This window comes from Streptomyces sp. NPDC053076 (assembly GCF_044546845.1).
Classification (GTDB): domain Bacteria; phylum Actinomycetota; class Actinomycetes; order Streptomycetales; family Streptomycetaceae; genus Streptomyces.
The window spans coordinates 399,505-422,562 of the sequence record NZ_JBITZL010000008.1; the positions used below are offsets into that span (position 1 = coordinate 399,505).

General features: G+C 74.5%; 13 protein-coding genes. 3 read left to right on the forward strand and 10 right to left on the reverse strand.

Annotated features, from left to right (window positions below; genetic code table 11):
- Positions 1–21: 21 nt before the first annotated feature.
- Both ACIGYR_RS30410 and ACIGYR_RS30415 read right to left on the reverse strand, forming a co-directional pair.
- Positions 22–579: a YbaK/EbsC family protein gene (locus ACIGYR_RS30410; protein ID WP_391843298.1), complete on the reverse strand. Its 558-nt coding sequence runs from the start codon at positions 577–579 to the stop codon at positions 22–24.
- 43 nt (positions 580–622) lie between these two features.
- Complete coding sequence (locus tag ACIGYR_RS30415) at positions 623–1,195, reverse strand: helix-turn-helix domain-containing protein (protein ID WP_391843296.1); 573 nt, start codon at positions 1,193–1,195, stop codon at positions 623–625.
- A 109-nt stretch (positions 1,196–1,304) separates the two neighbouring features.
- On the opposite strand from ACIGYR_RS30415, the gene ACIGYR_RS30420 reads away from it, so the two are divergent.
- The gene (locus ACIGYR_RS30420; protein ID WP_399604893.1) at positions 1,305–2,162 is read left to right on the forward strand and encodes an EamA family transporter; all 858 of its coding nucleotides are present in this window, start codon (positions 1,305–1,307) and stop codon (positions 2,160–2,162) included.
- Between the two features lie 58 nt (positions 2,163–2,220).
- Here ACIGYR_RS30420 and ACIGYR_RS30425 read toward each other — a convergent pair whose 3' ends face one another.
- Positions 2,221–2,985, reverse strand: a complete 765-nt coding sequence (locus tag ACIGYR_RS30425) for an acyltransferase (RefSeq protein ID WP_399604891.1) — start codon at positions 2,983–2,985, stop codon at positions 2,221–2,223.
- 108 nt (positions 2,986–3,093) lie between these two features.
- On the opposite strand from ACIGYR_RS30425, the gene ACIGYR_RS30430 reads away from it, so the two are divergent.
- A complete protein-coding gene (locus ACIGYR_RS30430) occupies positions 3,094–3,621 on the forward strand; it encodes a gamma carbonic anhydrase family protein (protein WP_391843291.1) in 528 nt (175 codons plus the stop codon).
- Positions 3,622–3,711: 90 nt separating this feature from the next.
- On the opposite strand, the gene ACIGYR_RS30435 is transcribed toward ACIGYR_RS30430, so the two are convergent.
- On the reverse strand, positions 3,712–4,356 hold the full coding sequence (locus tag ACIGYR_RS30435; protein WP_399604889.1) for a DedA family protein: 645 nt from the start codon (positions 4,354–4,356) through the stop codon (positions 3,712–3,714).
- 562 nt (positions 4,357–4,918) lie between these two features.
- Between ACIGYR_RS30435 and ACIGYR_RS30440 the strand changes: the two genes are divergently transcribed.
- Positions 4,919–5,947, forward strand: coding sequence for a YbhN family protein (locus ACIGYR_RS30440; RefSeq protein WP_399604887.1), 1,029 nt, complete (start codon positions 4,919–4,921; stop codon positions 5,945–5,947).
- A 391-nt stretch (positions 5,948–6,338) separates the two neighbouring features.
- On the opposite strand, the gene ACIGYR_RS30445 is transcribed toward ACIGYR_RS30440, so the two are convergent.
- Genes ACIGYR_RS30445 through ACIGYR_RS30470 form a run of 6 tightly spaced genes read right to left on the reverse strand, consistent with a single transcriptional unit; the run spans position 6,339 to position 22,851 of the window.
- Positions 6,339–7,406, reverse strand: a complete 1,068-nt coding sequence (locus tag ACIGYR_RS30445; protein WP_399604885.1) for a class I SAM-dependent methyltransferase — start codon at positions 7,404–7,406, stop codon at positions 6,339–6,341.
- Positions 7,403–8,584, reverse strand: a complete 1,182-nt coding sequence (locus tag ACIGYR_RS30450) for a glycosyltransferase (protein WP_399604884.1) — start codon at positions 8,582–8,584, stop codon at positions 7,403–7,405. The genes ACIGYR_RS30445 and ACIGYR_RS30450 overlap by 4 nt, the downstream gene beginning before the upstream one ends.
- Positions 8,581–9,381 (reverse strand): alpha/beta fold hydrolase, encoded by an 801-nt coding sequence (locus tag ACIGYR_RS30455; protein WP_399604883.1) that lies wholly within the window; start codon positions 9,379–9,381, stop codon positions 8,581–8,583. Before ACIGYR_RS30455 ends, ACIGYR_RS30450 begins: the two co-directional genes overlap by 4 nt.
- Positions 9,382–9,384: 3 nt before the next feature.
- Entirely contained in the window at positions 9,385–9,705 is a 321-nt protein-coding gene (locus tag ACIGYR_RS30460; protein WP_201825058.1) for an acyl carrier protein, read from the reverse strand.
- On the reverse strand, positions 9,702–14,777 hold the full coding sequence (locus tag ACIGYR_RS30465) for a beta-ketoacyl synthase N-terminal-like domain-containing protein (RefSeq protein ID WP_399604881.1): 5,076 nt from the start codon (positions 14,775–14,777) through the stop codon (positions 9,702–9,704). Before ACIGYR_RS30465 ends, ACIGYR_RS30460 begins: the two co-directional genes overlap by 4 nt.
- A 1-nt stretch (position 14,778) precedes the next feature.
- Entirely contained in the window at positions 14,779–22,851 is an 8,073-nt protein-coding gene (locus ACIGYR_RS30470) for an SDR family oxidoreductase (RefSeq protein WP_399604879.1), read from the reverse strand.
- Positions 22,852–23,058 lie beyond the last annotated feature (207 nt).

The window sequence follows — 23,058 nt, forward strand, 5'->3', positions numbered from 1 at the left end:
CCCCCACACGGCGGCCTGAGGTCAGGCGAGGCCCAGCCCCTCCAGCACCACGGCGCCCGGCAGTTCCGCGAATGCCTTGCCGGGTACGAGCAGCTTGCCGCGCCGGCGTCCGCTGCCGACCAGGACGTAGGGCAGGTCGACGACGGCCGAGTCCACCAGCACCGGCCAGCCGGTGGGCAGTCCGATCGGGGTGATGCCGCCGTACTCCATGCCGGTCTCGCCGGTCGCCGTCTCCATCGAGGCGAACGACGCCTTGCGCGCGCCCAGTTGGCGTCGTACGGCCCCGTTGACGTCGGCCCGGGTGGTGGAGAGCACCACGCAGGCGGCCAGCCTGGTCTCGCCGGCCCGCTTGCCCGCGACGACGACGCAGTTCGCCGACCGCTCCAGCAGATCACGGCCGTAATGCTCGACGAAGACGCTCGTGTCGGCCCACCGCGGGTCCGTGTCGACGAACAGGATCCTGTCGGCCGGGACGGCGCCCTGCCAGTCGCGTACGGCGTCGGCGACGGGAGCGGTCAGCTCGTCCAGGCAGTGCGGGGCGGGGGTGGCGGTGTCGAAGTCTCCGATGGGTGGGCGCATGGCCGCACGCTAGCAAGACCGGCCCGCCCGCCGTACCGGCGTCTCACGGCACCGGCGGTACGGACACGGCCATCACCATCTCCATCGGCACGTCGCCCTGATTGCCGTACAGGTGCGGGACGTTGGCCTCGAAGGACGCGCTCGCGCCCGCCGGGACCCGGTACTCCACGCCCTCCACGGTGAGGGTCAGCTCACCCGCGGTGACATGCACCAGTTCGACGGTGCCGCCGGGATGCGGCTCGGAGGGACTGCTCTCCCCGGGCATCAGCCGCCAGTCCCACATCTCGAGCGGTCCGGGGGCCTCCGTGCCGGCGAGCAGCCGGCTGAAGCTGCCGGCCTCCGTGTGCCACAGCCGCACGGCCCGTTCGGCGGGGACGACGCGGACCTTCGGGCCCTGCTCGTAGTCGAGGAGCGTGGTGACGCTGACGCCGAGCGCGTCGCCGATCTTGACGACGGTGCCGATGCTGGGGTTGGTGCGGGCCTGCTCGATCTGGATGAGCATGCCGCGACTGACGCCGGCCCGGGCGGCGAGCGCGTCCAGCGTGAAGCCGCGCACCGAGCGCCAGTGCTTGACGTTGCGCGCCAGGGACTGGGTCAGGAGTTCGAGGTCCGACACGTGGTGTCCAATATGTGGGAAGTTCAATATGTTGAATAGCGAGGTTCAGTCGATTGAACTACGGTGGGATGCACCGGATCGTTCACCGAACTGTACTGCGAGGTCGGCTGTGACAGCATTCTTCGCCCTGACCACCAGCCTCCTGTGGGGGCTGGCCGACTTCGGCGGTGGACTGCTGACACGACGCACCCCCGCGCTGACCGTGGTGGTCGTCTCGCAGTCGATCGCGGCGGCCGTGCTGGGCGCGATCGTCCTCGCCACAGGCGGATGGAGCGAGGCCGGACCCCGGCTCTGGTTCGCGTTCGCGGCCGGTCTCGTCGGACCGGTGGCCCTGCTCTCCTTCTACAAGGCCCTCGCCCTCGGCCCGATGGGCGTGGTCTCGCCGCTCGCCACACTGAGTGTCGCCGTGCCCGTCGGCGTCGGGCTCGTCCTCGGCGAGCGACCCGGACTGCTCCAGGTCGCGGGCATCGCCGTCGCCGTGACCGGGGTCGTCCTCGCCGGCGGACCGCAGCTGCGGGGCGCGGCCGTACAGCGGCGGGCGATCCTGCTCACGTTGGTCGCGGCGGTCGGCTTCGGCACCGTGTTCGTGCTGATCACGGAGGCTTCGACCGACGTCACCGGCCTGTTCCTCGCACTGTTCGTGCAGCGGCTGACGAACGTCGCGGTGGGCGGGGCCGCGCTCGCCGTCTCGGTCCGGCGCGGCGGGGCCGCCGTACCGGACGGCGGCTTCCCCTGGTCCTCGGTGCCCGCGCTGGCGTTCGTCGGGCTGGCCGACGTGGCGGCCAACGGCACGTACGCGATCGCCGCCCGCAGCGGCCCGGTCACCGTCGCGGCCGTGCTCGCCTCGCTGTACCCGGTGGTGACCACGCTGGCCGCGCGCGGCGTGCTCAGCGAACGGCTGCGCGCGATCCAGGCGGCGGGGGCGGGCCTGGCGCTGCTGGGCACGCTGCTGCTGGCGACCGGCTGAACGGCTCAGGCCGGTCCGGCCCGGCCCGGTCGAACGGGCCCGGCCCCGTGGGCTCGGGTCAGCCGTCGGGCTCCAGGGCTGCGAGCCGCGCCACCGCGTCCTCGTCCAGGTCCGCCAGCGCCCGCAGCTGCTTCGGTGTCATGCCGTCCGGGATCGGCACCGGCGCGGGGGTCCGCAGCGGCGGCTGCCAGCCTCCGTCGGGCGTCCAGCGCCGTACGACCCTGGCGGGCGCCCCCGCCACCACCGCGTGGTCGGGCACCGTGCCGCGGACCACCGCGCCGGCCGCCACGACCACGTTCCGGCCGATCCGTGCCCCCGGCAGGATCACCGCCCCGGTGCCGATCCAGCAGCCCGGACCGATCTCGACCGGCTCCATCCGCGGCCACTGCTTGCCGATGGGCTGGTGCGGGTCGTCGTAGGAGTGGTTGGTGGAGGTGACGTAGACGTACGGGCCGAAGTAGCAGTCGCTGCCGATGGTGACCGTCGTGTCCGCGATGACATGGCTGCCGCGGCCGAGGACCACGCCGTCGCCGATGGACAGGATCGGGTCCGGGCCGAGGTCCAGATCGGGCATCAGGCCCGCGGTGAGGGTGACCTGTTCGGCGATGATGCAGTAGGAGCCGAGCCGGATCCAGGGCTCGCCGAAGACCGTGCCGAGCGGGAAGGCGAGCCGGGTGGCTTCGCCGATCGAGCCGAAACGGAAGCGGCCGGGGTTCTCGGCCGTCACCGAACCCGCGCGTTGCACCCACGACCAGCCCGAGTGCACGGCACGCTGCACCAGGTGGCGTCGCCAGGATGAGAACGTGTTCTTGCGCTTCGGCACGGGGTCACGTTACTCATCGGTTGCCCCGAGCGAGAGGGCGGGCTGCTGTGATCTCCGCCCCACCCGGTGTCGTACCGTGCCGTGTACTGCCGACACGAGGAGACGGTGATGACGCAGAAGGCGCTGATCGTGGGTATCGGGGGCAAGGATCCGCAGGTCGATCCGGAGGCGTTCGTCGCGCCCACGGCGTCCGTGATCGGGGACGTCACGCTGCACGCGGGGGCCAGTGTCTGGTACGGGGCCGTCGTGCGCGGTGACGTCGAGAAGATCACCGTGGGGGCGCAGGCCAACGTTCAGGACAACGTCACGCTGCACGCCGATCCCGGGTTTCCGGTCACCGTCGGCGAGCGGGTCTCGATCGGCCACAACGCCGTGGTGCACGGGGCGACCGTCGCGGACGACTGCCTCATCGGAATGGGGGCGACCGTGCTCAACGGGGCGGTGATCGGGGCGGGGTCGTTGGTCGCGGCTCAGGCGCTGGTTCCGCAGGGGATGGTGGTGCCGCCGGGGTCGCTGGTGGCGGGGGTACCGGCGAAGGTGAAGCGGCCCCTCTCCGAGGAGGAGCGGCAGGGCGTCACCCTCAACGGCGCGGTGTACACGGACCTGGCCAAGGCGCATCGCGAGGTGCACGAGTAGGCCGTCCGGCGAACGCGGGTTCCTCGGGGCGGTCGCGTACACGCGGCGGAGCCGCACATCGATGCGGCGCCGCCCCGCGTCGAGGCGGTTCTACTCCCCCGCGCCGACGGGTTCCGTGTCGCGTTCCACCGTCTGGGCCTTCTTCGCCTTGCGCTTGAGGACCAGCATCGAGGCGAGCCCGATCAGCACCGCCACCGCCAGGCCCAGGTACGAGAAGCGCTTGAGCCAGTCCTCGGCGACGATGCCGACGTAGTAGATGACGGCCGTCGTGCCCCCGGCCCAGCAGATGCCGCCGAGCACGTTGGCGATCAGGAACTTCCAGTACGGCATGTGCAGGACGCCCGCGAGGGGGCCGGCGAAGATGCGCAGGAGGGCGACGAAGCGGCCGAAGAAGACCGCCCACATGCCCCACTTCTCGAAGGACCGCTCGGCGGTGGCCACATGTCCCGCGCTGAAGTGGCGTGGGAACTTGCTGCCGAGCCAGGCCAGCAGCGGGCGTCCGCCCTTGCGGCCGATGGCGTAGCCGATGGAGTCGCCGATCACCGCGCCGGCGGTCGCGCAGGCGCCGAGGACGACCGGGTTGACGCCCGAGTGCTGGGAGGACATCAGCGCCGCGGAGATCAGGATGATCTCGCCCGGCAGCGGGATGCCCAGGCTCTCCAGGCCGATCACCAGGGCCACCAGGGCGTAGACGGCGGCCGCAGGCACCGAGTCGAGCCATTCCTGGACGTGCACCGCCGGTTCCTCCCCTGTCGCTGGCCTTGTCCGGCTTTCCGGGGCGCCGCATGTAAAGCGCGCCCCAAGGGAAGGCTACCTGGTCGGCGGTGAACGGCTGTCCGCTCACGCCCGCCCGGCGGCACCGTCCCGCCCTCACCCCTTACGTTTTCGGACATCCCCGTGTCACGCGGGAGGGGAAGGCTCCCACGCGGTTTCGCCCGGCCCGCTCCCCCAGGCCCCGCCATGGGGCCCGCCGCGGAAGGACGACGTCCCCGTGTCCTCACTGTCCCCGTCCCGTTCGCTGCCCCCTCCCTCGCACCCGTGTCCCGAACGGCCCACCCCCGGCCCCACGGCCCTCGCCCCCTCCCCCCGGCCCCCCGGTCCTCACCCCTCGGCCGTCGCCCCCTGCCCCACATCCCTCACTCCCTGCCCCACGGCGATCACTTCCTGCCCCACGGCTTGTACTCCCTGCCTCACGGCTCTCACTCCCTGCCCCACGGCTTGTACTCCCTGCCTCACGGCTCTCACTCCCTGCCCCACGGCGATCACTTCCTGCCCCACGGCTTGTACTCCCTGCCCCATGGCGATCACTTCCTGTCCCGCGCCCCTCGCTCACGGTCCTGAGACCTCCGCCGGGGGTCCCGGGTCCCCGGATCCGGTCCGCCCGGCGGCCCGCGTGCCGGGCCGGACGGTGCGGCTGGTGCTGTGTCTGGCTCCCCTGCTGCTCGCCGCCGGCTGGGCCGTGGCCAACCGGCCCGTCGTGTACGAGGGGGTCCGGCGGCTGGTCGCGGCCGACCCCGGGTGGCTGCTGGCCGGAGCCGGCTTCACCTGTCTGACCTGGGTGGCCGCCTCCTGTGTCCGGCAGGGCGCCCTGCCGGACCCCTTGCCGCCGAGGCTGCTGCTGGCCTCGCAGTTCGCCGCCGGTGCCGCCAACCACGTGCTGCCCGGCGGCCTCGGCGCCCACGCCGTGACCCTGCGCTTTCTGCGCCGGCAGGGCGTGCCGCTGGAGCGGGCGACCACGTCGATCGGGCTGTACTCGCTGGTCAAGTCCGCCGCGAAGACGGCGGTGCTGCTGGTGTTCCTGGCGGCGTCGCCCACCTGGCGGCGCCTGGGGGACCTGATCCCGGACGGGCGGCTGCTGGTGCCGCTCGCCGCCGTCGTGGGCGGGACGCTCGCGGTGGCGGGGGTGCTGCTGACGGTCGTACGGCCATTGCGGCGGCCGGTGGCCGGGCTGCTGCGGTCCGCCCTTGCCGACGCGCGCGTGGTGCACACCCGGCCGTGCCGGGTGCTGGCCCTGTGGGGCGGGGCCGTCGCGATGCCGCTGGTGCAGGCGGGCGGGCTGGCCTGTGTCGGGGCCTCGCTCGGGCTGGGGCTGCCGTGGCAGCAGGTGGTGCTCGCCTACCTGGCGGCCGGTACGGCCGTCGGGGCGGTGCCCGCGCCGGGCGGGTTCGCGGTCGACGCGGCGCTGGTGTGGACGCTGGTCGCCTTCGGCTCCTCGCCGGCGGTGGCGACGGCGACCGTGATCGGTTACCGGGTGCTGACCGACTGGGTGCCGTTGGTTCCGGGGGCGTTGGTGCTGTCGGGGTTGATCCGAGCGGGGGTGTTGTGAGCCGGCCTGCCTTCCCACCCGCCCACCCGACTCGGGTGTTGAGACGGTGCCCTTGAGGGGGTTCGTGCCCGGCCCCCTCCTGATCAGTTCCCGTGACTCGGCGCGCCTGCTTTCCCACCCGCCCACCCGACTCGGGTGTTGAGACGGTGCCCTTGCAGGGGTCGTGCTGGGTCGGCTCGGGAGTTGGGGCGGGGCCCTGGCGGGGGGGCGTGGTGAGGCCGCTCGGGAGTTGGGGCGGGGCCCTGGCGGGGGGGCGTGGTGAGGCCGCTCGGGGTTGAGGCGGGGCCCTGGCGGGGGGCCTGGTGAGGCCGCTCGGGGTTGAGGCGGGGCCCTGGCGGGGGGCCTGGTGGGGTGGGTCGGGGTTGGGGTTGGGGGTTTGTGGGGTTGTTGGTCAGGTGTGGCGGGCCACCAGGCGGTAGGCGTTGGACAGGCGCAGACGGTGGGACAGGGGGCGTATCGCGAAGCGGTCCAGGAGCGTGGCGGTGAGCAGGGCCGGGACGCCCGTCAGGAGCAGGGCGGTGCGCAGGGTGCGGCGGAGGGCGCCCGGCGGTCGCGGAAGCCAGGGGGCGTCCTCGCGCGGGGCGGTGTGGTCGAGCGCGAGCCAGACCGCGGCGAGCAGGTCGACCGGGTCGTGGGCCTCGGCATGCTGCTCGGCGACCACCGTGAACCCGAGCTCGGTGAGCCGGCGGCGCAGATTGGCGACCGGCATGAAGTGCAGGTGCTGCGGCTGGAGCCAGGGCAGCCACCAGCGGCCGAGGAGCCGGGCGTAACGGCTCTCCGGGTCCGGTACCTCGATGAGAAGGTGCCCGCCGGGGCGTACGGCCGCGCGGGCCGCGCGCAGTTCGCGGTCGGGATCGGTGCTGTGCTCCAGGTAGTGGAACATGCTCACCACGTCGTAGCGTGCGGTGAGTTCGGGGGCCAGGTCGGGGAAGGCACCACGGTAGGCGCGGTCGATCCGGCCCTCGCGGGCGGCGAGTTCGACGCCGTCGGTGAAGTCGAGCCCGTCGAAGACCGTGCCGGGCAGGACATCACGGGCGGCGGCGCAGAAGTGGCCGTGCCCGGTACCGACGTCCAGCCAGGTCTTCGGCGCCGGATCGTGGGCCAGCATCGACTGGGCACGGCCCCGGTACATCGCGGCACGCCCGCCGAAGGTGCCGCTCATCCGCTGCTCGCCGAGCCCGTCGTAGAAGTCCCGGTAGTAGAACTCCAGCCCCTCGGGCGTGAGTCGGGGGTTCTGGAAGATGTGGCCGCAGTCGGCGCAGGCGTCCAGGGTGAAGCGGCCCGGCTTGTGCTGGAGCAGGTCGGTGGTGCGCAGGCGGGGGGTGAGACGGGCGGAGGAGCACCAGGGGCAGGTGGTGCTCCGGGTCGCGAGGAAGCGCTCGGTGCCGGCGTCCAGGTCGGCCCGGTAGGCGGGGCGCAGGGCGGTGATGCGGGCTTTCTCGTCACGGGCGTCACTCATCGGCTCTCCGCTGCCATTCGCTCGAGGTGGGCCGCCGCGGCCTGGGCGCCGCCCGCCGCGCGGAACGCGGCACGGATCCGGGCGGCGGCGGCCCGGTGGGCGGAGTCGTGCAGGACGGTGTCGAGGGCCTCGCCCAGCCGGGCCGCGGTGACCCGGCCGAACCTGACCCGCAGGCCCGCACCGGAGTCCACCACCTGCCCCGCCACCACCGGCTGGTCGTCCCTGATCGGCGCGACGACGAGCGGCACGCCGTGCCACAGCGCCTCGCACACGGTGTTGTGGCCCGCGTGGCAGACGACGGCGTCCATCCTTTCCAGCAGCGGGAGTTGCGGCACGGACGACACGATCAGGACGTCCTTGTCGTCGGCCGCCGCGGGCAGGGTGCCGGCCGGGTCGGCGATCACCGCCTGGATCCGGTCGGCGCGGTCCCGCAACGCGGCCAGGGACTCGGCGAGGAACCGGCCGCCGGCGTCGGCGTTGGCCGTGCCGAGGGTCACCAGGACCTTGGCCCGGCCGTGGTCGAGCCATTGCCAGGGGAAGCCCGGACCGGCCGGGCGCCCGGCGAGCGACGGGCCGACGTAGTGGACGTGTGGTGCCAACGGCGCTTGCGGGCCGATGAGTTCAGGGGTGCTGAACGCCAGCAGCAGGTGGGGCGAGAAGCGTGGGTCGGCGGTGCCGGCCGGGTCGCCGACGCGGGCGCGCAGCGCGGTCAGTCGCTGCCGGAGCCAGTCGGCGACCTTGGGCAGGCCGTCGTAGGCGCCGCTGAACTCGGCGGAGGTGGTCGCGGAGGTCGCCCAGGGCAGCCGGAGGCGCTCGGCCACCAGGGCGCCGGCGAACGCCTGCTGGTCGGCGACGACCACGTCCGGGCGGACCGCGGCGACGGCCGCTGTGACTCCCGGCGCCATCGCGTCGGCGAGCGGCAGCAGATACCACTCCCACAGGAACCGCAGCGCCTCCGCGCCCCGCAGGTCCGGCGGCCGTACGGCGTCCGGGGCACCCGGCACCGGTCCCGCGCACGGGAACACCTCGGCGTCCGGGCCCGCGAGCCGCCGCACCAGGGCGGGGTCGGCACACGCCCAGGCCACGCGGTGCCCGTGCGCGGTCAGCCGGGCGGCGACGCCGACGGCGGGGTTGATGTGCCCGGTCAGCGGCGGGACGACGAAGAGGAAGCCGCTCACCGGACGCCCGCCCCCGCGTGGACCAGGTCCAGGATGTGGCCGCCGACCGCGCCGGGCGCCTCGACCAGGACCGAGTGTTCGTGTCCCGGCAGGACGACCGCCCGGTAGTCCGGCAGCAGCCGTCGCTGCACCGGCACCAGGTCCGCCAGGTCCGAGTCGCCGCCGAAGACGCCGAGGACCGGGCAGCGTACGGCCCTGATCTGGGCCTCGGTGAGCACCCGGCTGGCGGGGATGTCCCGGCCGAGGGTGGTCTCGCGGGCGAGCCGGGCCGCGCCCTTGGCGAGGCGTGCGGTGTTGTGACCGCGGTGGGCCCTGATCCAGGCGATCGCGTCCGGCTCGTTGTGCGCGAGTTCCGTCGTCACCCGGCGCAGGATGCGGCCGAGCTTCGCGGCCCAGGCGGCCGTCGCCGGCTCCGACTCGATCAGGGTCAGACCGGCCACGCGGCCGGGGTGGCGGGCCGCGTATCCGAAGGCGATGGTGCCGCCGTAGGAGTTGCCGACGAGGTGCACGGGTCCAGTGACGTCCAGCCGGTCGAGGAGCGCCGCCAGGTCATCGATGTTGTGGTCCAGGGTGTAGCCGTGCGGCGGGCGCTCGCTGCGGCCGTGGCCGCGCAGGTCGTACATGACGACGTCGCATCCGGCCGCCGCGAGCCTGGGCGCGACGGTGAAGTAGTAGCTGGCCAGGCTGTCGGTGAGCAGTCCGTGCACCAGGACGACGGTGGGGTGCGGGCCGCGGCCGTCCGTGGGGCCGGTCCGCTGGACGTGCAGCCGGATGCCGCCGGCGTCGACCATCGCCATGGCTCAGCCCGCCTGGGTGGTCTTCAGGCTCCACACCACATACTCCACGAGCCGGCCGACGGTGAGTTCGATGATCTCGTCGAACTCCATGCCGGCCAGGAACTCGGCGAGGTTGACCCGCCGTCCGTACCGCTCCTCCAGCAGGCCCGCCAGGGTGACGAGGTCGATGCTCTCCAGTTCCAGGTCGCGGTTGAAACCGGTGGACATGCCGATCACCACGTCGTCGTCGCCGTACTCCGCCAGCACCGTGCGGAGCATGCCCGCGATGTCGGCGAGCACGGTGTCGGCGGTGGGCTGTGCCGGGGCCGGCTGGGTGGGGTTCATCGGGCGTACTCCTCGGCTGCTGGGTCGGGGTGTCCGTCGTCGGCGCCGGACCCGGTCGTCCAGGCCACCACGTAGTCGCGTTCGGGCAGGGCGGGCGGGTTGGTCACCGGGGCGCAGCGCACGGTGTAGGCGCCTTCCAGGCGGCCGGAGACCAGCAGCCGGGTGCCGTCCGGCGCGGCCTCCAGTACGGCGAAGTCCCGGGGCCGGCCGCCGAACCCGACGCCCTCGGCCTTGGCGACCGCCTCCTTGGCGGCCCAGAAGCGGGTGAACCACACGGCCTCCGGGTCGCCGCCGTCCGCGCACCGGGCGCGCAGGAGCCGCAGTTCCGCCGGGCCGAGCGCGGTGGTGAGGGTCGCCGGTTGACGGTCGGTGATCTCTTCGATGTCGATGCCGGGGCCGGGCCCCGGGCGATGCGGCCTCACGATCGCCACGCCGGCCTCGGCCCGGTGGGCGAGGGAGACGTCCAGCGGGGGCAGGACGCGGCCGTGCACGCCGGTGACGCCGGGACGGCCGAGTTCGTCGTTGCCCACCTGGATCTCCGCCGGAAAGACAGGCCCTTCGCCGTGCCGCCAGAGCCGGTGGCGTACGGCGTCCTTGACCGCGATCCGGCCGAGCAGCCACTGCTGGCGCCCGCGCGGGGGGCGCTGCGCGTAGGCGGCACGCTCCGCGCCCCCCAGCGAGTTGCGCATGATCAGCTCGCGTGAGGCCAGGTCCGGCCACCGCTCGTGCACCAGCGCCCAGCCCTCGGGCATGGCCGTGGCCAGGGTGTGGCGCTCGGGGAAGCGTTCGACGGGCCGGGTGGTGGGATCGTTGTCGAAGCGGCGGTCCTGCCAGCCGGTCAGCCGGGCCCATGTCCGGCCGCCGACGGTCAGCTCCGCCTCCGCCTCCAGCACGGTGTCCGTGAGGGAAGTGATCCGCAGCAGACAGTGCACCTCGGTGCCGGGGTCCGGGTGCGGTCCGTGGAACCGCACCTGTCCCAGCTGTACCGGGAAGACGACGGTCCGCTCGGTGCGGGTCGCCATGATCCAGTAACCCAGCAGCTGGCCGACGTTGTCGAGCAGGCCGCCGGGGGCCGCGGGTGTGGTGATCACGCCGCGGATGTGCCGCTCGCCGATCGCGGTCAGCTCGGTCAGGCCCTGGAAACGGGGGCCGTGGAACATCCAGCGGTCGCGGTAGAGCTGGGCCGCCGTGTGGTCGGGGGCGCGCTCGGGGGCCTCCGGGAGGGGCCCGCGCGGGGGCGGCGCCGGGTGGTGCGGGGCGAGTTCGACCACGGCGCGGGCGGTGGGCCCGAAGGTGACGGTGACCCGGTCGGGGTGCTCGGGAACCGGGGTGACGGTGACCGGTACGTCCACGGGGGGCGCCGCGGTGAGCCAGCGCTCGAACCGCGCCCCGTGCACGGCGACCGCCCGCAGACCCGGGACCGCCCGCTCCGCCGCGTCCATCATGTGCCGGACGATCGTGGTGGCGGGCACGACCGGCCAGCGGTCCTCCAGATCCGGCCAGCCGGGGCGCTGCGGGAAGAAGCAGTGGTCCAGGAGGTGGGGCATGGTGTGAGGCGAGACGTGCAGGGTTGTCGTCGTGGGGGCGGGGCCGGGGGCAGCAGTGGCGGGGGCTGCGGGGACAGCGGCGGACGCGGGAACTTCGATGGCTGCGGGGGATCGGGGGGGCGGGGGAACGGAGACGGCAGCGGGGGCTTGGGGGGACGGGGGGACGGAGACGGCAGCGGGGGCGTCCGCGGACGTGGAGACGGCGATGGATGCCGGGGAAGCGGCGGACACGGGAACGGTGATGGCTGCGGGGGCAGCGGCGGACGGGGCAACGCCGGTGGCGGACGGGGCAGCGGCGGACGGGGGAACGCCGGTAGCGGACGGGGGAACGGCGGGGGCGGCAGGCGCATGGGGGGATGTGGGGGGCGGGCCGTCGGCGCGGCGGTGGCTCGCGGCCATCAGCTCCGCCGCCGTGTGGGCGGTCTCCCGCAGGAGGGCGGTCTGTTCGGCGGCGGCCGGGTGGCTCCGGGCGAGGTCATCGAGCGCGGCGGCGGGTCCGGAACGGGCGGCGAACCCGTCCGGTCCCCCGGGGACTTCAGCCGCCGGCGGGAGCGTCGCGCCGGTCCCCAGGGCCCGTCCACCCGGTCGTAGGTCCACGTCCCGTCCCCTCAGTTGGGCGCGCAGCGCCTCGCGGGACGGGCCGTCCAGTGACACCAGGGCGCTGCCGAGGTCGAGGCGGACGGGTCGGCGGGCGCCAGGCGGGCGGACGGCTGCGGCCCGGGGTGGTGCCGTCGGCGCCACGGCCGCCCCGGCCGTCCACAACGCCGTCGCCGTGCGCCGGAGTTGGGCCAGGCCGCTGTGGTGTGGTGCGGTGGCGGCGACGGCCAGGTGATCGCGGTCGCCGAGGGTGTCGCCGATGAGCGAGGTCAGCCGGCCGGGGCCGGTCTGGACGAAGACGCGGTGGCCGGCGGCGTACATGGCTTCGGTCAGCTCGCGGAAGCGGACGGGCTCCAGCAGGTGTCGTACGAAGAGTTCACGGACCGCCGGTTCGTCCGGGGGGAAGGGCGCCGCGGTCGTGCCCGACCACACCGGGACGGCCGGCGGGTGGAGCCGGAAGCGGTCGGCGGCCTCTTTGATGGGGGCGAGGAACGGTTCCAGCATCGGGGTGTGGAAGCCGGACCGGAACGGCAGTACCTGGCACAGTACGCCCTCGGCGCGGAGGGAGCGGGCGAACTCCTCCACCACCGTCGCGGGACCGCAGACCATGGACTGACGGGGTGCGTTGTCGTGGGAGAGCACGATCCCGGAGTCCGCCCAGGCGCCGGCGAGCGCGCCGCGCACGTGCGCGGCGGAGGTGCCGACGGCGGCGAAGACGAGACCCGGGACGGTGACCGAGTCCGGGTCGAAACGGGCCATGAACGCGTCGACCTGGGCGGCCGAGTACAGCCCGGCGGCGGCCATGGCCGTCCACTCGCCCACGCTGTGCCCGGCGACCGCGTCGGGTACGACGCCCATGCGGCGCAGGGCCTGGTCCAGCAGGCGGCCCACGCCGACGACGCCGAAGCCGTGCCGGCCGATGTCGCCGACCCGGACGTCCGGGCCGGTGCCGGCGACCGGTGGCAGGCCGAAGTGGGCGGCGACGTCGTCGGTGCGGGCCGTGAAGTCGGCCTCCAGGCCGGGGAAGACGAATGCCACTCTGCCGCCGGCGCGGCCGAGCAGGGGAGCCGGCCGGAACCACACATCGCTGCGGCCCTGCCAGGCGTGGCCCTTGGCGACCGCACGACGGGCCAGGGCGAGCCGCTTGGCGGTCGGGTCCACGACACCGAGCCGGACCGGGCCGGCATCGGCGTGCGGCCGGTCGGAATCGAGTCCGGCGGCGAGCACGGCCGAGTCGTCCGGGCCGAGGAGGCTGGCCAGGCCGTCCACATCGCCGGCGGAGAGCAGGAGGATCCGCTCGGGCTCGGTGACCCGCACGGAAGCGGAATCGGAAGCGGGAGGGGAAAGGGAAGGGGAAACCGCATCGGGGGCCGCTCCGGAAGTGGAATCGAGGCGCAGGCGTGCTGCTTCCACCGGCACCGGCATTGGCACCGGCCCCGGCACCGGCACCGGCACCGGCACCGGTTGGGTGGTGCCCGTGAAGCGGACGGGACGGGAGTACGCGCACGGCGCCTCCTCAAGCACCACGTGCGCGTTGATCCCGCCGAACCCGAACGCGTTCACCGCTGCCCGCCGCGGCGGCCGCCCTGTGTCCGTCTCCCAGGGGCGGGCCCGGTCCAGGGTCCGGAAGCGGGTGGCGGCAAGACCGGGGTGCGGGTCGTCGCAGTGAAGGGTGGGCAGGAGGGTGCGGTGGTGCAGGGCGAGCGCGGCCTTGACCAGGCCCGCCACGCCTGCCGCCGGCATGGTGTGGCCGATCATCGACTTCACCGAGCCGAGCACCGGCCGCACGCCGGGACCGTGGTCCGCACCCGGCCCGAACACCTCGGCCAGCGTGGTGAGTTCAGCCGTGTCCCCGGCGGGGGTGGCCGTGCCGTGCGCCTCCAGCAGGCCGATCGAGTCGCCGGCGGCGGGGTCCAGTCCGGCGGCCCGCCATGCCTGGCGCACGGCCCGGCTCTGCCCGCCCGGATCGGGGCTGACGAGCCCCGCCGTACGGCCGTCACCGGCCACGCCCGTGCCACGGATCACCGCGTACACGCGGTCGCCGTCGCGCTCGGCGTCCGCGAGCCGTTTCAGTACGACGACTCCGGTGCCCTCGCCGATGAGGATGCCGTCGGCGTCACGGTGGAAGGGGCGGATGCGCTCCGTCGGGGACAGGGCGCGCAGCTGGGAGAAGACGCTCCACAGGGTGATGTCGTGGCAGTGGTGCACTCCCCCGGCCAGCATCAGGTCGCAGCGGTCGGTGGTGAGCGCGGTGACCGCCTGGTCCACGGCGACCAGGGAGGAGGCGCAGGCCGCGTCCACGGTGTAGGCGGGGCCGCGCAGGTCGAGGCGGTTGGCGATGCGGGAGGCGGCGAGGTTGGGCACCAGACCGATCGCGGCGTCGGGGCTGTCGGGGCCGAGTCGGTCGGTGAACGCGGACCGGACGCGGTCGAGTTGGTCGGGCCCGAGGTCGGGTAACAACTCGCCGAGTGTGCGCGTGAGCTGGTGGGCGGTGCGCACCCGCTGGTCCAGCCGGGCCAGGCCGGGGGTGAGGTAGCCGCCGCGGCCCAGCACGACCCCGGCGCGGTGCCGTTCGGGCAGCCGTTGCGGGCCGCCCGCGTCGGCGAGCGCGGCGGCGGCCACGTCGAGGGCGATGAGCTGGTCGGGCTCGGTGCCGGGCACGGAGGCGGGCATGATGCCGTGGCGGGTGACCTCCACCTCGGCCAGGCCGTCCACGAATCCGCCGCGCCGGCAGTACACCTGGCCGGCGACGGCGGGTCCGGCGGCCGAGCCGGGACGGTAGTAGTCGGCGTCCCAGCGGTCCGCGGGGACGTCGCTGATGGCGTCGGCGCCGTCCCGCAGATTGGCCCAGTAGGCGTCCAGGCCGGGTGCGCCGGGCAGCAGCACCGCCATCCCGACGATGGCGACGGGCGTCTGACGTCGCGTCATGTCACCAGCCCGACGCGGTGTAGACGACGGCGCGGGCCCCCGGGTCTCCCCAGGCGAGTTCGCGGAGCAGGGCCGCGGTGCCCTCGTCCGGGTCGATCAGCGCGACTCCGCGCCGGGCGTACTCGCGGCCGAGTTCCGGGCCGACCATGCCGGGGTGTGCGCCGGCCGGCGCCCAGGGCCCCCAGTGGACGGTCAGCACGCGTCGGCCGGTACGGGCGGCCCAGTCGGTGCCGAGCGTCTCCAACGCGTCGTTCGCGGCGGCGTAATCGGCCTGGCCCCGGTTGCCGAGGACGGCGGCGATGCTGCCGAACAGCACGGTGAACGCCGGTGCGGCGGCCAGGTCGTCCAGCGCGGTGAACAGCGCGCCGGCCCCGAGCGTCTTCGTACCGTAGACCCGTTGGAAGGACTCGGGTGTCTTTTCGGCGATCAGGCGGTCCTCGATCACCCCGGCGGCGAAGACCACGCCGTCGAGCCGACCGTGTTCGGCGTGGATCTCCTTGACGGCCTGGAGGACGGCGTCCCGCTCGCGGAAGTCCACCGAGCGGTAGCGGGCCGTGCTGCCCAGGGCCGCGAGTTCGGTGAGCGTGGTGGTGATCTCCCGCTGGGCGAGGATCAGTTCGGCGGTGCGGTTTATCTCGGCGGGCCGTGGGGCGCCGGGCCCCGCGGCGAGCGCGGCCCGCAGCTCGACGGGGGTGCGGGCGGCGGCGGTGTGCGGGGCCTCGGGTGCGGTGGGCGCGGGTGTACGGCCGAGCAGTTCGATCCGGCACCGGGAGGCGCCGGCCAGCGTGGCCGCGAACCTCGCCGTGATGCCGCGGGCCCCGCCGATCAGCAGCACCACGGAGTCCCGGTCGAGTCCGAGCGCGGCGGCCTCGGCGGCGCCGTCCCCGGCGGGTCCGGCGCCGGTGGTGCCGAGCGGGCCGAGGGGCGCCGGCACCAGGTCCAGGCTCCGGCGGTGTCCGGCGGGCGTGCGCAGGACGACGGGGGCGGGTCGCGGAGCGCACAGCTCGGCGAGCACCGCGTCGGCGACGGCCGCCGGGCCGGTGTCACTGACCGCCAGCACCCGTGCGAGGAGGTCCGGGTACTCGCGGCCGACGCTGCGGATCAGCCCGTCCAGGCCCGCCGAGCGCAGCGCCCCGGCGCCGTCGGCCGCGCGCACGGCGAGCAGCGTGCGGGGACCGCACGCCAGTGCCGCCCGGAGCACCGGGAAGGCATCCGGCAGCACGGGGTGGTCCGGACCGGGCAGCGCGCCGAGGTACAGGACTCCGTGGACGGGGCCGTCGGCCGGGCCGAGGAGGTGGCCGCCGGCCCGGATCACGGTGTCGGCGCCGTGCCGGGTGAGCCGCGCCGCGATCTCGGCCACCACATCGCCGTGACCGTCCCGGCCCCCGCCCCGCGTTCGGCCCCCGCCCCGCGTTCCGCCTCCACCACCGTCCCGCTTTCCGTCCCCGCCTCCGTTTCCGTCCCCGCCTCCGTTTCCGTCCCCGCCTCCGTTTCCGTCCGGGGCTCCGAGGAGGACGAACCGCCGGCCCGACAGGTCGGTGGCCGGGTCCGCGTCGGGCAGCGGGACGGGGCGCAGCTCGCAGCGCTGCGGGGCGGCGCCGAGGGATTCCGGCACGGTGGCGGCTGCCGGGCCCGGCACCGGCTGTGCGCCCGGCACCGGCCCTGACACCGGCAGCGCGTCCGGTACCAGGCCCGACCCCCGCTGCGCGTCCGGTTCAGGCCCCGACACCCCCTGCGTCTCGGATTCAGGCCCCGACACCCGCTGCCCGTCCGGGACTTGAGCGCCCATGTCTTCGGCAGCCGTACCGATCCGTGCGGTCAGCCACGCCGTCACCGCCGCCGCGGTGCGCGCCTTGGCCAGCTCCTCCAGCTCCGTGTCGTCCAGCAGCTCTGCGCCGCCGGTGATGCCAAGGCGCTGGGCGAGTTCACCCGCGATCTCGGCCCGCTTGATCGAGTCGATGCTCAGGTCGGCCTCCAGGTCCAGGCCGGGCTCGATCATGTCGACGGGGTAACCGGTGCGTTCGCTGATGACCTCCCGTACGACCCGTTCCACGTCGTCCACCGCGGTCGTCACACTCGCAGAGGTCAACTCCACCTGAATTGACTCGACTTGATCCGACCCGGCGATCTCCATCACCTGTACCGGCACGACGGGCGTCGGCGGTGCGGCCGGTGCCACGGGGGCGACCGGTGCGCCGGGGGCCGGTGCCGTGGCACCGAAGTAGGTGAGCAGCACATCCCGCTGGGCGGCGATCATCTCGCGGCTGGTGCGCAGGAATTCGGAGATCAGCGCGTCCCTGTCGGCCGGGCCGCCGATCGGCTGGTCGGTCGTCACAGTCGCCTCCACTACGCGTCGGGCCGGCGCGAGGGCACCGGGCAGGAGTGCTCCACCGGCCGTACGGACGAGGTGCCCGTCGACCGTCCAGCCGGGCCGCTTCGGCGCCGGGCCGCGCAGCGCGTCGACGGCGTCGCGGCCGCGGAAGAGCCACGCGGTGCGCACCGGCTGTCCTGCGACGGCGAGTCGGGCGAGTGCGTCGAGCCAGCCGGCCAGACCGCTGTCGGCCCGCGGCTCGCAGGCGACCGTACGATGCGGGCGGTCCCCGAGGATCTGGCCGACGAGCCGGGTGAGGACGGTGCCCGGGCCCGCCTCGACGAAGATCCGCGCTCCCGCCTCGTACATCGCCTCGATCTGGGCGGCGAAGACCACCGGGGCACCGATCTGGGCGGCGAGTCCGGCGCGCACGGCGTCGGGGTCGGCCGGGTACGGCGCGGCGGTGCGGTTGGCCCACACCGGGAACTCGGGCGCCCGGACCGGCTTGTCCGCGAGCACCTTGGCGAACCTCTCCCCCGCGGCGGCCACCAGCGGGCTGTGGAAGGCGCAGGCCACCGGGATGCGGCGCGCACCGAACCCGGCCGCGCGCAGGGCCCGTACGGCGGTGTCGACATCGGCCGTGGGTCCGGAGATCACTGTCTGCTCGGGCGAGTTGAGGTTCGCGACGACGACCGAAGGGGGTGCCCCGGCCGTGCGCAGGGTGCGTACGACGTCCTCGGCGGGAGCGCCCACGGCGGCCATGGTGCCGGGGTCGTCACCGGCCGCCGCCAGGATGGCACCGGCCCGCTCGGCACTCAGCTCCAGCAGGGTCTCGGGATCGAGGGCGCCGGCCGCGGCGAGGGCGACCAGTTCGCCGTAGCTGTGTCCGGCGGCCAGGTCGGGGTGGACGCCCGCCGACGTGAGGAAGGCGTGGGCGGCGAGGCCCGTGATACCGAGGGCGGGCTGTGCCGTGCGGGTGTCGGTGAGGGCGGCACGGTGGCGCTCACGGGCGGTGTCGTCGAACGCGGCCGGCGGGAAGAGGCGGTCGGCGTGGGCGCGGCCGAGGTGCAGATAGTGCCGCAGCTCGGGCAGCGTGATCAGGAGCTCGCCGAGCATGCCGGTGCGCTGGCTGCCCTGCCCCGGGAAGAGAAAGGCGACCTGGCCGGCGGCCGGACCCACGCGATGGGTCGGGACGGCCGGATCCGCACGGCCGTCCAGGACCGCCGGGTCCACACGGTCGGTCCGGGCAGCCGGATCCGCACCGTCGGCCGAAGCGGCCAGGCCCACGCGGGCGGTCCCGGCAGCCGGATCCGCACGGTCGGCCGGGGCGGCCAGGTCCACGCGGTGGGCCGGGGCGGCCAGGTCCACGCTGTCGGGCCGAGCGGCCGGATCCGTACCGTCGGGCCGAGCGGCCGGATCCGTACCGTCGAGCCGGGCAGCCGTGTCCACGTGGTCGGTGCCGGGGGCCGGTTCCGTGCGGGCGACCCCTTGGCCGGGGTCCGCGAGGTGGACTCCGGCGTCCGTGTCCGTGTGCCGCTCCCCTCCCCCTGCCAGGATGTGCCGTAGCTGTCGGATCAGTTCCCCGGTGTCACGGGCCACGGTCGCCGCTTGTACCGGTTCGTTCGAGGTGTCGGCGCGACGGGCCGCCGCCAGGGCGAGGTCGCGCAGCCGCCAGGGGCTGCCGTCCGACTCGGCGGCCCGGAGGATCCGCTCGGCCTCCCGGCGGGCCGCCGCCATGTCCCGGCCCCGGAACAGGAACAGTTCGGCGGGCCAGGCGTCCAGGGTCTGCCGGGGCGGCGGCGCGGCTCCGTACGCCGCCAGCACCGCGTGGAAGTTCGTGCCGCCGAAGCCGAACGCGCTGACACCGGCGAAGCGTTCGGTGGCCGGCGCCGCCCAGGGCTGGGCACTGGTGTGGAAGACGAACGGGCTCTCCGCCTCGCGCCAAGCGGGGTTGGGCCGCTCCAGGTGCAGGGTGGGCGGCTTGACCCCGGTGTACAGCGCCAGGGTGGTCTTGATCAGTCCGGCGAGTCCGGCCGCACACTTGGTGTGCCCGATCTGCGACTTGACGGAGCCGAGCGCGCAGCCGCCGGTCGTGGCGCCGGCCTCGGCGAACACCTCGCCGAGTACGGTGAGTTCGGTGCGGTCGCCGACGACGGTCCCGGTGCCGTGCGCCTCCAGCAGGCCGACCGCGGCCGGCGGCACACCGGCGTTGCGGTACGCCCGCTCCAGCGCGGCCCGCTGGCCTTCCGGGCGGGGTGCGGTCAGCCCGAGGGAGCGGCCGTCGCTGGCGGAGCCGAGGCCCTTGACCACGCCGTAGACACGGTCGCCGTCGCGTTCGGCGTCCGCGAGCCGTTTGAGGACCACACAGGCCACGCCCTCGCCGAGGGCGATGCCGTCGGCGGAGGCGTCGAAGGCACGGGACCGGCCGGTCGGGGAGAGGGCGTGGACGGAGGAGAACAGGACGTAGTCGTTGATGCCGTTGTGCAGGTCGGCACCGCCGCACAGGACGACGTCGCTGGTCCCGCAGACGAGTTCCTTGCAGGCGACGTCCAGGGCGGCGAGGGAGGAGGCGCAGGCCGCGTCGACCGTGTAGTTGGCGCCGCCGAGGTCCAGCCGGTTGGCGATCCGGCCGGAGATGACGTTGGCCAGCATCCCGGGGAAGGTGTCCTCGGTGAGCCGGGGCAGCTGCTGCTCCAGTCCGTCGGGGACGTTGCCGAAGTACGACGGGAGGACGGCGCGCAGGGTGACGGCGTTGGACAGATCGCTGCCCGCCTCGGCACCGAAGACGACGGAGGTGCGCGAGCGGTCGAAGTCCCGCCCTCGCTCGCCGTATCCGGCATCGTCCAGCGCTCGGCGGGCCGCCTCCAGGGACAGCAGTTGGACGGGTTCGATGCTGCCGAGGGAGGCGGGCGGAATGCCGTAGGACAGCGGATCGAAGGGAACGGGAGGCAGGAAACCGCCCCATTTCGACGTGGTGCTGCCGGTGGTGTGGTGCACGGCGGGGTCCCAGCGGTCGGGCGGGACCTCGGTCACGGCGTCGCGTCCGGCGACGACGTTCGCCCAGAAGGTGGCGAGGTCGGGGGCCTGCGGGAACATGCACGCCATGCCGACGATCGCGATGTCGAGCGGCGGGGGCGGTGGCGGGCCCGGAACGGAGCGGAGGCCCGGCGCCACGGTGCGGACCCGCCCTGCCACTCCGGCAGCCTCTGCGACTCCGGCCGTACCTGCCACTCCGGCCGCACCTGCCACTCCGGCCGTACCTGCGACTCCGGCAGCCTCCACGGCGCCGGCAGTCTCTGTGACTCCGGCAGCCTCCATGGCTCCGGCCTCCTGGGCGACTGCGATGCTCCCTGCGTCTGCGGCGCCCCCTGCGAGTCCTGCGGCTCCCGCGAGCCCGGCCACCTCAGCGGGACCTGCGGCTCCCGCAAGCCCGGCAGCCCCAGGCAGTCCTGTGGTTGCCGCGAGTCCAGCCACCCCTGCGAACCCTGCTGCTTCCGCGAGCCCGCCCGCCGCTGCGAGTCCAGCGGCCTCTGTCACGTGTACGGCCTGTGCGGTCAGGAAGTCGGCGGCGCCGTCTGTCACCGCGTGGTGGAGGTCCGCCACACTGGTGAGCGCCGAGCGCAGCACGGCGACCTGGCCGGCCATGAACAGCCCCTCACCGAGCTGCCTTTCCTCGTCGACGACCCGCAACTCGCCGTCGTGGGCACGTGTCACGCCCTTGCTGGCGATACGCAGCCGCCCGACGTTGAGCCGCTCCAACCGCTCCCAGACCTCCCGGTCGGGCATCCCCCGCGCACGCAACACGGCCTCCCGCTCACGGAAGTCGCGGGTGAAGGGACTGGGCACGCAGCGGGTGGCGTGCCCGGGTGCGGTCTCCAGCAGCGCGGTCGCGGTGGCTGCCAGCACCTGCCGCTGGAACACCGGACCGACGGCACCCCGCGCGACGGCCTCCTCGGTGAACAGGTAGGCGGTGCCCATGAGTACGCCGACGGCGGCGCCCCGGGCGGTGAGCGGCGCGGCCAGTGCGGCGACCATCGCCGCGGACCGTTCGTCGTGGATGCCGCCCGCGAAGAACACCTCCAGCCGGCCCGCCGCTCCGCCCTCCGCGCCGGTGGCACCGGTGGCACCGGTGGCACCGGTTCCGGTCGCCGTCACGGTTCCGGCGTCGTCGGCGTCCGCCAGGTGGTCCTCCAGCACGGCGAGTTGGGCCTCCCAGAGCGGGAAGGAAGCCCGGGGCCCGACGTGCCCGCCGCACTCCGACCCCTCGAAGACGAATCTGCGCACGCCGGCGTTCAGGTACTGGCGCAGCAGCCCCGGCGAGGGCACGTGGAGAAAGGTACGGATCCCGGCCCGCTCCAGCGCCTGTGCCTGGGCCGGCCGGCCGCCCGCGATGATCGCGTGCGTGGGCCGCAGTTCCCGTACCGCCTCAAGCTGGGCGTTCCTGAGGTCCTCGGGCGCGAAACCGAGCACGCCCACGCCCCAGGGGCGGCCGTTCAGCACGGCGCGCGCCTCGGTGAGCATCGCCCTGGTCCGCTCACCGTCGGCCAGGGCCAGCGCGAGGAAGGGCAACGCCCCGCCCTCGGCGACGGCGGCGGCGAACCCTGCCTGGTCGCTGACCCGGGTCATGGGGCCCTGAGCGACCGGCAACGGGGTGCCCAGCGCACGGCTCATGGCTGACCTGGGCCGCAGGGCCGTGGCCGCGAGTGGCGTCGGCACCCCCACGCCGGCCGTACCCGGAGATGGCGTCGGTACCGCCACGCCGGCCGCATCCGGCGACGGCATCGGCACGCCTGCCGCATCCGGCGACGGCATCGGCATCGGCATCGGCAGCTCCACGTCGGCCGTATCCCGGGACGGCATCGGCGCCCCGACCACGGCCGTACCCGGGGACGGCACCCGCACCACCACGCCGGTCGCCTCCCGCACCGCGGTCGACAGGCCGTGTACGACTCCTCGCACGTCCCGCCACCGCTCGGCGAACCGGGCGGCGAGGAAGCCGTCCTCGCCCACTGGGAGCAGCCGGCCGTGCGGCTCGCGGGCGCCCAGCAGGGCCGCGACCGCTTCGGGGTCGTCGGCGGGAGGCCGTGGAGCGTTCGGGCCGCGGCGCCGCAGCACCCGATGACCGCCCAGGACCACGGTCTCCGAGCCGTCCAGAGATCGCAGTACCGCCCGAACCGCCTCGGGCAGATCCGACTCGGCCAGCAGGGCGAGTTGGCTGTCCAGGACGACGCCGGCCGCGCCGCCCGCCACGGCGGCAGCCGCCGTACGCGGGCCGATGCCTCCGCAGGCCCATACGGGGACGGCAGCCAAATCCGCGTCGGCCAGGAGCTGTTGCAGCAGGACGAAGGTGCTCAGGTCGCCGACCCGGCCGCCACTCTCGCCACCCCGGGCGATCAGGCCCCGCGCACCCGCACGGACAGCCGCACGGGCTTGCCCGAGCTCACCGACTTCTGCCAACACCCTTTGCTCCGGCGGAAGTTCGTTCGTCACCCAGGGTGCGTCCGGCGTGAGGACCACGGTGTCCACGGCACCACCGAGGTCCGCGGGGGTGAGGGCGCAGCGCCCGGTCACCCGTATGCCGAAGGGGCCCGGTGCCGCCCGTCTCAGCCGGGACAGCTGTTCGCGGGATCTTCGGTCGCCGGTGCCCAGGTCCAGGACGCCGAGCGCGCCCGCGGCGGATGCGGCGGCGGCGAGGGCGGCGTCCGGTTCCCCGAAGGGGGTGAGGCACAGGATCAGGTCATGGGCACGCACAGGGGAGGTCATGATGCTCCGGCACGATCGGCGAGACAGCACGGTGGGGGGTATGTGCGGCGGAACGCTCTGGTGCGAGGGCATCGGAAACTAGCGAGGTGCTACTCACGGGTCAATAACGTCGCAGCCTTTCCGTGCGCGGTCGCGCCGATTCGGCCAGCCCGCCGAATCCGGCACAAGAGGAGCCAAATCCAGCAATTCCCTTCACGGGTGGGGAGA